The sequence below is a fragment of the Nonomuraea sp. NPDC050643 genome, assembly GCF_040654715.1.
GTDB lineage: Bacteria > Actinomycetota > Actinomycetes > Streptosporangiales > Streptosporangiaceae > Nonomuraea.
On the sequence record NZ_JBFAIM010000090.1, the window covers coordinates 45,016 to 52,976 of the forward strand.

The window sequence follows — 7,961 nt, forward strand, 5'->3', positions numbered from 1 at the left end:
GAGGTGCCAATGACGCAAGAGGATCCCGAGCACGGGATCGAGCTGCTCTGGCGGGCGGAGGAGCACGGGCCGAGGCAGGGGCTCAGCCTGGACCGGATCGTGCGGGCCGCCATCGGGCTGGCCGACGCCGAGGGCCTGGACGGGCTGTCGATGCGCAAGGTCGCCGACCGGCTCGGCTTCACCACCATGTCGCTCTACCGCCACGTGCCCGGCCGCGACCAGCTCGTCGACCTGATGCTCGACGAGGTCATGGGCGAGCACCCGGAGGCGGCGCCCGAGGGCGGCTGGCGGGCGCGACTGGAGTCCGTGGCCAGGCAGGCCTGGCAGATCCGTACGAGACATCCCTGGATCGCCGAGGTACGCGGCACCCGCCACCTCCCGGGCCCCAACGGCGTGGCCCACTACGACTACATGCTGAGCACCCTGACGGGCACCGGGCTCAGGCCGTCCGAGGTGATCGCGGTCATCGGCCTGCTCGGCCGGTTCGTCGACGCCGAGGCCCTGCTCCTGGTCGAGACCCGGCGCGAGGAGCGGCGCAGCGGCGTGTCCGAGGAGGAGTGGTGGGGCGCCCGCGGCTCCCTGTACGAACGCCTCGGCGACTACCCCACGATCACCCGCCTCTGGGAGACGGGCGGCTGGGACCACCCGGAGGACTCCTTCGAGTTCGGCCTGCGCCGCCTCCTCGACGGCGTCGAAGCCCTCGTTCAAGAACGTGATGAAACCCGTGACGAAATATGCCGGGAGTGCGGCACCCCGCTGGAACCCGCCCCCTCCGGACGCCCCCGCGTCTACTGCTCCCGCGCCTGCCAGCAACGCGCCTACCGGAAGCGCAAGACCGGCTAGATCGCCAGCACCCGCCGCACGGCGCTCATCAGGCTGTCGCGGTAGCCGCCCCCGAACAGCACCACGTGCACGAGCAGCGGATGGAGCTGGTGCAGCGGCACCCGCTCCCGCCACCCCTCCGCCGGCGCCCATTCCTCCCGGTACGCCCCCAGCACCCGATCCAGGTACGGCAACCCGAACAACTCCAGCATCGCCAGATCGCTCTCCCGATGCCCGCCATGAGCCGCCGGATCGATCAGCACCCCGGACCCGCCCGACCACAGCACGTTCCCGCTCCACAGATCCCCGTGAATCCGAGCCGGCGGCTCCGCGGGCCCCGCGACCTCGGGAAACCGCCCCACCGCCCGCTCCACGAGCGCGACGTCCGACGACGGCAGCCCCGCCGTCCGCAGGAACGGCAGCACCCGACGCGTGGCGTAGAAGGACGGCCAGTCCGCCGCGGGCGTGTTGTCCATCGGCAACTCGGCGATGAACCCCGGCCACGGCGCACCGAAACCGGGCGCGCCGGCGCGATGCAACCCCGCCAGCGCGCGCCCGAAGCGCTCGGCCGAGGCGGCAGCGGGCGGCTCCTGACGCACCCACGACAGCACGAGCCGGTCGGACCCCTCCTCGACCACCTCGGGGACGGCGATCGCCGCGCCCAGCCAGCGCAGCCCCGCGGCCTCGGAGGCGAACACCTCGGAGGCGGGCCCGCTCTTCGCGAACACCTCACGCCCGTCGTCGAGTACGCCCCGCCACAGCCGCCACCCGTGCGACGAGCCGAGATCCTGCGTGAACCTCATGGGCGAAATGGGCGAATCTCATCGGCGATGTGCTCGGCCACACCCTCGGAGGCCGCCTCGACCAGCGCGAGCACCTCCTCGAACCCCTCCCGGCCCCCGTAGTACGGGTCCGGCACCTCGGCCCCCGCGGGCGCCTCCGGATCGAACGAGCGGAACAACCGCACCTCCACCTCCGCGGGCGCGAGCCGGCGCAACGTGGACACGTTGTCGTTGTCCATGGCGAGCACCAGGTCGTACCGGTCGAACCAGTCTTTGGTGAACTGCCTGGCCCGATGCGCGGCTCCGTCGTAACCGTGCCGGGTCAAGATCTCCAGCGCCCGTTCGTCCATGGGATCCCCGGCGTGCCAGCCTCCGGTCCCGGCGCTGTCGACGGCGACAAGCCCGCCCAGACCGCGGCTCTCGAGCGTCTGACGGAGCACCACCTCCGCCATCGGCGAGCGACAGATGTTCCCCATGCACACCAGGCATACGCGATACGTCATGACATCCATCATGAGGGTGACCTGGTGCGTTCACCGAACGTTCACCCTTGTTAGGGGGTCCGAGTCACCTTCGCTGCATAGCTTCATGGCGACTAAGGACCAAGTGGGAGGAACCCAACCGTGAAGTATGCAGGCCGGCTCGCCGCCGTCGCCGTCGTCGGCGCGCTCTCGCTCGCTGCGTGCGGCACAGACAACAACAGCTCCGCAGGGAGCTCCGCTTCCGCCAGCGCGCCCGCCGCCGCAGGCAACGACAACGGTCTGAGCGGCTCGGTCAACGCCGCCGGCTCCTCGGCCCAGGCCAACGCGATCACCGAGTGGACGAAGAACTTCTCGGCCACGAACCCGGGTGTCACGCTGAACTACCAGCCCAGCGGTTCGGGCGCGGGTGTGCAGGCTTTCATCCAGGGCACGGTCGCCTTCGCCGGCTCCGACTCGGCGCTGAAGGAAGACGAGCCCGCCCAGGCGGACGCGCGTTGCAAGACCGGCAAGGCCATCAACATCCCGATGGTGACCGGCCCGGTCGCGGTGGTCTACAACCTGCCCGGCACGGAAGGTCTGCAGCTGTCGCCCAAGACCCTCGGCGGTATCTTCAGCAGCAAGATCACCAAGTGGGACGACGCCGCCATCAAGGCCGACAACCCGGAGGCAACGCTCCCGTCCACGCCGATCCAGGCTTTCCACCGGTCGGACGAGTCGGGCACCAGCGACAACTTCACCAAGTTCCTCAAGGCCACCGCCGAGTGGCCGTACGAGCCGGCCAAGGCGTGGCCCGCCGAGGCGAAGGGCCAGGGCTCGAAGGGCTCTGACGGCATCGCCTCCTCCGTCAAGGACACCGAGGGCGCCATCAGCTACGTCGAGCTCTCCTACGCCGAGAACTCCTCGCTGCAGAAGGCCAAGGTCGCCAACGGCGCCGGCGAGTTCGTCGAGCTGACCCCCGAGAGCGCGGCCAAGACGGTCGAGACCGCCGAGATCAAGGGCACCGGCAACGACCTGGCCCTGTCGATCGACTACGCCACCAAGACCGCGGGCGCCTACCCGATCGTTCTGGTGACGTACGAGATCACCTGCGAGAAGGGCCTCCCGGCCGACCAGCAGAAGATCGTCAAGAGCTTCCTCACCTACACCGCCAGCGACGAGGGCCAGGCGGCGCTCAAGGAGCTGGGTTACGCCCCGCTGTCCGGCGCCCTGCTCACCAAGGTCCGGACCGCCGTCGAGGCGATCTCCTAACCCCTCATGGCGACCAACCTACGTACCCGTGACGGCGGGCCGGCCACCGGCCGGTCCGCCTCGCGGCGCAGCCACGGTGAGGGCCCCTTCCGGTTCATCTCCACCGCGGCGGGCGTCATCCTGCTGGCGATCATGGCGGCCATCGCCGTGTTCCTCATCAGCGAGGCGATCCCCGCGCTGCAGGCGAACAAGGGCTCCTTCTTCACGGAGCTGACCTGGGACCCGAACAGCGCGCAGGTGTTCGGCATCGGCGCCCTGGCGTTCGGCACCGTGCTCAGCTCCCTGCTGGCGCTCCTCATCGCCACCCCCGTGGCGGTCGGTGTGGCGCTGTTCATCTCCCACTACGCGCCCCGCAGGCTCGCCGCCCCGCTCGGCTACCTGATCGACCTGCTCGCCGCCGTCCCCAGCGTCGTCTACGGCCTCTGGGGCGTGGTGTTCCTGGTGCCGCTGATCAGGACGCCGTCGCAGTGGCTCAACGAGAACCTCGGCTGGTTCCCGCTGTTCGCCGGTGAGGGCATCATCGGCGGCAAGACCATGATCGCGGGCGGCATCGTCCTGGCGATCATGATCCTGCCGATCATCGCGGCCATCGCGCGTGAGGTGTTCCTCCAGGCCCCCAAGATGAACGAAGAGGCCGCGCTCGCGCTCGGCGCCACCCGCTGGGAAATGATCAGGATGGCCGTGCTGCCGTTCGGCCGCCCCGGTGTCATCAGCGCCGCCATGCTCGGCCTCGGCCGTGCCATGGGCGAGACCATCGCGGTCGCGCTGATCTTCCCGGCGACCTTCGACATCACCTTCCAGATCCTCACCCCGCACGCCAACAGCATCGCGGCGAACATCGCCAACGGCTTCGGCGAGGCCACCCAGATCGGCCGCGGCGCGCTGATCGCCTCCGGCCTGGTCCTGTTCGCCATCACGTTGCTGGTCAACATCGGCGCACGCCTGATCATCAACCGCCGCAAGGAGTACGCGAGGGCCGGCGCATGACCGCCATCCAACACATCTCGACCAGCCGCCGGATCAAGGACAAAGTCGTCCAGGGTCTGGTCTATCTGGCGTTCGCGCTGGCCGTCGTGCCACTCGTCTCGGTGCTCTGGCTGGTCATCTCCAACGGCCTGGCCCGCTTCGACCTGGAGTTCCTCACGCACTCGATGAACGGCATCGGGGCCAGGGACGCCGGCGGCGGTGCCTACCACGCGATCATCGGGACGCTCGAACAGGTCCTGCTGGCCTCGGTCATCTCGGTGCCCATCGGCCTGTTCACCGCCATCTACCTGGTCGAATACGGCAACAACGGCCGGCTGAGCCGGGCCATCAGCTTCTTCGTGGACGTCATGACCGGCGTCCCTTCGGTCGTTGCGGGCCTGTTCATCTTCGCGTTCTGGATCCTCTTCCTCGGCTTCGAGTTCTCCGGATGGGCGGGCGCGCTCGCGCTGTCGATCCTGATGATGCCGACGGTGGTCCGATCGGCCGAGGAGATGCTCCGGCTCGTCCCCAACGACCTGCGCGAGGCCTCGTACGCGCTGGGCGTGGCCAAGTGGCGCACCATCATGAAGGTGGTCCTGCCGACCGCGCTCACCGGCATCATCACCGGTGTGATGCTCGCCGTCGCGAGAGTCGCCGGCGAGACCGCGCCGCTGCTGCTGACGGTGTTCTTCACCAACTCCATCAACAACGACCCGTTCAGCGGGCCGCAGATGGGCCTCCCCCTCTACGTCTTCGACCAGGCGGCGCGTCCCAACGACACCGCCATCGACCGCGCGTGGACCGGAGCCCTCACGCTCATCCTGATCGTCATGCTGCTCAACCTGGTGGCGCGCCTGATCGCCTGGTGGCGCGCGCCCGCCAGGGGCCGATAGGGGGTAACCACCGCAATGTCCAAGCAGATCCAGGTCTCGGGTCTCGACGCGTACTACGGGTCGCACAAGGCGATCGAGGACGTCTCGATGACCATCGAGCCCCGCTCGATCACCGCCTTCATCGGCCCGTCCGGCTGTGGCAAGTCGACGTTCCTGCGCACGCTCAACCGCATGCACGAGGTCATCCCGGGCGCCCGGGTGGACGGCAAGGTGCTCCTCGACGGCGAGGACCTGTACGCCCCCACCATCGAGCCCGTCTCCGTCCGCCGGATGATCGGCATGGTCTTCCAGCGCCCCAACCCGTTCCCCACTATGTCGATCTACGAGAACGTGGCCGCCGGGCTCCGCCTCAACGGCCGCGTGGGCAAGTCCACGATGGACGGCGTCGTCGAGGAGTCCCTCAAGGGCGCCAACCTCTGGAACGAGGTCAAGGACCGCCTCAGCAAGCCCGGCGCGGGCCTGTCCGGCGGTCAGCAGCAGCGGCTCTGCATCGCCCGGGCCATCGCGGTCAAGCCGCAGGTCCTGCTGATGGACGAGCCTTGCTCCGCCCTCGACCCGATCTCCACGCTGGCCATCGAGGACCTGATGGCCAAGCTCAAGGACGAGTACACGATCGTCATCGTCACGCACAACATGCAGCAGGCCGCCCGGGTCAGCGACAGGACCGCGTTCTTCAACCTCGCCGAGCAGGGCAAGCCCGGCAAGGTCATCGAGATGGACGAGACCTCCCGCATGTTCACCAATCCAACGCAGAAGGCCACCGAGGACTACATCACGGGGCGCTTCGGCTGATGACCCAACAGCAGGCGGCATCCACGATGAACGGGGACACGAGGACGAAGCCCGTACTGCTCATCGCCGACCCCGACGGCTCCGTCGTGGAGGACCTGGCCACGGCCCTCGAACGCGAGGGCGTGGCCGTCACGGGGGCCTACGACGGTGCTCAGGGGTTGCTGCAGGCTGGGGCCCTGCAGCCGGACGTGGTGCTCGTCTCGGCCACGCTGCCGGTCATCGACGCGGTCGAGTTCGTACGCGCGGTACGGCTCGCCCGGACCGTGCCGGTGCTGCTCGGTGTCGGCGAAGGCCACGCCGAACAGGCCGTGCGCGCACTCGCGGCAGGCGCGGCCGCCTGCGTGGCCAGGCCCTACCGGGTGCCGGAACTGCTGCCGTTCATCCAGGCGGCCTCACCCGAGTCACGCAAGGTGCTCGCCGTCGGCGTCGTCGAGCTGGACGTACAGGCCTACCAGGTACGCGTGGGCGGGCGGGCCGTGCACCTGCCGTTGCGGGAGTTCGAGTTGCTGCAATACCTGATGCGCAACGCCGACCGCACGGTCACCCGCGAACAGATCATGCGCCACGTCTGGCACGCCGCCGCGAACACCTCGACGAACACCATCGCGGTGCACGTCAAACGGCTGCGGGCCCGCCTGGGCGACGAGGACGACCAGCTCATCCAGACCGTGCGCGGGGTGGGCTACCGGCTGGTCACTCCCGGCATTTCCGGAAATCACGCATGATCCTGCTCACCACGCCTTCGACGGTCGCGATGCCGTACCCCACCTCGGGACTCCCCTCGGTGAGTACGGCAACCGCGTAGTCACGCTCACCCCTGATCAGCCCCACGCTGATCACGGCCCAGCGCTCGGTCGAAACGCGCCTGAGCCAGCCGTTCTTCAGCGCCACGCGCTCGCCCGCGCAGGCGGTGGCGCTGATCCCCCAGTCCTGCCCGTCGACGACCGCCCCCATGAGCTTCAGCACGCGCGTGCGGTCACCGGCCTTGAGCGGACTCTTCCCGGACACCAGCGCCGCCATGAGCCGCACCTGATCGTCCACGGACGTCCTGGTGATCCCCCAGCAGTACAGGTCGAGGCACTGGCCGGGCACACCCCGAGTGTCCTTCAGCCCGAACGCCCTCCCTGCCGCGCTGAACCCGCCCGCACCCCCGATCCGCGTCCACAGCCGGTCGGCGGCATGGTTGTCGCTGTAGCGGATCATCATCTCGGCATCCCGCCGCACCCCACCCGGCAGCCTCTTCCACGGGGTACGCAGCAGCAACGCCATGAGGATCTGCACCTTGGCCGCGCTGGCGGTGATCAGCCGTTCGCCGGCGTGATAGCGATAGACCCGCCCGGTCGACAGATCCTTCACCATCGCCGCCACCGGCCCGGCTCGCCCCGCCAGATACCGATCGAGCCGCGCGCTGATCCGCTTGGCCGGAACCGGCGCCACGACCTCGCGCCGCAGGCTCCCCTCAATCCGCCGCAACGACACGACCGCGACCTTCTCCGCGGACGCGGGCACCCGAACGGCGACGGGCGTCTCCACTTCTTCCCGCCCCACCCACACCAACGGCAGAACCAGGGCGAACGCGATGACGAGCCGTGGAATGGCCCTCGCCCCGACCGCGATCATCGAAGCATTATCACGAAGATCCCCAACGGAACGCTAGTGTCCTGCGCCTGAAATTTGCCGGTTAAATACGTATGCTGCTCGGCATGGCGCATTCAGGACCGTCGGCAGTGGAGATCCACCTGACCGAAGCTGAGCACGCTCGGCTCGTTGGCTTGTCGGCGGAGTCGTCGAGGCTGGCGTTTCGGGCGAAGATCGTGCTGGCGTGTGCGGAGCCGGGGATCAGTAATGCGCAGGTGGCGCGGGGATTGGGCATCGCGGTGGGCACGGTGCGTAAGTGGCGTGCCGCCTTTGCCCAGGGCGGCCTTGATGCCTTGGTCGACGAGGCCCGCACGGGACGGCCCAAGGCGGAGTTGACG

General features: G+C 69.0%; 10 protein-coding genes. 7 read left to right on the forward strand and 3 right to left on the reverse strand.

Annotation, left to right across the window (positions count from 1 at the left end):
• The first annotated feature begins 9 nt into the window (after positions 1–9).
• Positions 10–843 (forward strand): TetR/AcrR family transcriptional regulator, encoded by an 834-nt coding sequence (locus AB0I15_RS59675; RefSeq protein WP_358118122.1) that lies wholly within the window; start codon positions 10–12, stop codon positions 841–843.
• Here the strand turns inward: AB0I15_RS59675 and AB0I15_RS59680 are convergent.
• Together AB0I15_RS59680 and AB0I15_RS59685 are read right to left on the reverse strand one after the other, a co-directional pair.
• Positions 840–1,625 (reverse strand): fructosamine kinase family protein, encoded by a 786-nt coding sequence (locus tag AB0I15_RS59680; RefSeq protein WP_358118123.1) that lies wholly within the window; start codon positions 1,623–1,625, stop codon positions 840–842. The genes AB0I15_RS59675 and AB0I15_RS59680 overlap by 4 nt on opposite strands.
• A complete protein-coding gene (locus AB0I15_RS59685; protein WP_358118125.1) occupies positions 1,622–2,107 on the reverse strand; it encodes a low molecular weight protein-tyrosine-phosphatase in 486 nt (161 codons plus the stop codon). Before AB0I15_RS59685 ends, AB0I15_RS59680 begins: the two co-directional genes overlap by 4 nt.
• Positions 2,108–2,227: 120 nt before the next feature.
• Here AB0I15_RS59685 and pstS point away from each other — a divergent pair, with 120 nt between their 5' ends.
• Genes pstS through AB0I15_RS59710 form a run of 5 tightly spaced genes read left to right on the forward strand, consistent with a single transcriptional unit; the run spans position 2,228 to position 6,710 of the window.
• Positions 2,228–3,334 carry a phosphate ABC transporter substrate-binding protein PstS gene (pstS, locus tag AB0I15_RS59690; protein WP_358118126.1) on the forward strand — a complete coding sequence of 369 codons (1,107 nt, stop codon included), beginning with the start codon at positions 2,228–2,230 and terminating at the stop codon, positions 3,332–3,334.
• Positions 3,335–3,340: 6 nt separating this feature from the next.
• Positions 3,341–4,321 carry a phosphate ABC transporter permease subunit PstC gene (pstC, locus tag AB0I15_RS59695; RefSeq protein ID WP_358118127.1) on the forward strand — a complete coding sequence of 327 codons (981 nt, stop codon included), beginning with the start codon at positions 3,341–3,343 and terminating at the stop codon, positions 4,319–4,321.
• Positions 4,318–5,193: a phosphate ABC transporter permease PstA gene (pstA, locus tag AB0I15_RS59700; protein ID WP_358118129.1), complete on the forward strand. Its 876-nt coding sequence runs from the start codon at positions 4,318–4,320 to the stop codon at positions 5,191–5,193. The genes pstC and pstA overlap by 4 nt, the downstream gene beginning before the upstream one ends.
• A gap of 15 nt (positions 5,194–5,208) precedes the next feature.
• On the forward strand, positions 5,209–5,985 hold the full coding sequence (pstB, locus tag AB0I15_RS59705; protein ID WP_358118131.1) for a phosphate ABC transporter ATP-binding protein PstB: 777 nt from the start codon (positions 5,209–5,211) through the stop codon (positions 5,983–5,985).
• Positions 5,985–6,710: a response regulator transcription factor gene (locus tag AB0I15_RS59710; RefSeq protein ID WP_358118133.1), complete on the forward strand. Its 726-nt coding sequence runs from the start codon at positions 5,985–5,987 to the stop codon at positions 6,708–6,710. Before pstB ends, AB0I15_RS59710 begins: the two co-directional genes overlap by 1 nt.
• Here AB0I15_RS59710 and AB0I15_RS59715 read toward each other — a convergent pair.
• Positions 6,679–7,605, reverse strand: coding sequence for a serine hydrolase (locus AB0I15_RS59715; protein ID WP_358118135.1), 927 nt, complete (start codon positions 7,603–7,605; stop codon positions 6,679–6,681). The two genes, AB0I15_RS59710 and AB0I15_RS59715, sit on opposite strands and share 32 nt — an antisense overlap.
• Positions 7,606–7,676: 71 nt before the next feature.
• On the opposite strand from AB0I15_RS59715, the gene AB0I15_RS59720 reads away from it, so the two are divergent.
• Positions 7,677–7,961, forward strand: a 285-nt coding sequence (locus tag AB0I15_RS59720; protein WP_358118137.1) for a helix-turn-helix domain-containing protein, incomplete at its 3' end; no start/stop codon positions are given.

Coding starts and splice junctions, on each gene's coding strand:
- AB0I15_RS59685 (WP_358118125.1), bottom strand. CDS start 2,107: ATGACGTATCGCGTATGCCTGGTGTGCATGGGGAACATCTGTCGCTCG.
- AB0I15_RS59715 (WP_358118135.1), bottom strand. CDS start 7,605: ATGATCGCGGTCGGGGCGAGGGCCATTCCACGGCTCGTCATCGCGTTC.
- AB0I15_RS59680 (WP_358118123.1), bottom strand. CDS start 1,625: ATGAGGTTCACGCAGGATCTCGGCTCGTCGCACGGGTGGCGGCTGTGG.
- pstB (WP_358118131.1), top strand. CDS start 5,209: ATGTCCAAGCAGATCCAGGTCTCGGGTCTCGACGCGTACTACGGGTCG.
- pstA (WP_358118129.1), top strand. CDS start 4,318: ATGACCGCCATCCAACACATCTCGACCAGCCGCCGGATCAAGGACAAA.
- AB0I15_RS59675 (WP_358118122.1), top strand. CDS start 10: ATGACGCAAGAGGATCCCGAGCACGGGATCGAGCTGCTCTGGCGGGCG.
- pstC (WP_358118127.1), top strand. CDS start 3,341: ATGGCGACCAACCTACGTACCCGTGACGGCGGGCCGGCCACCGGCCGG.
- AB0I15_RS59710 (WP_358118133.1), top strand. CDS start 5,985: ATGACCCAACAGCAGGCGGCATCCACGATGAACGGGGACACGAGGACG.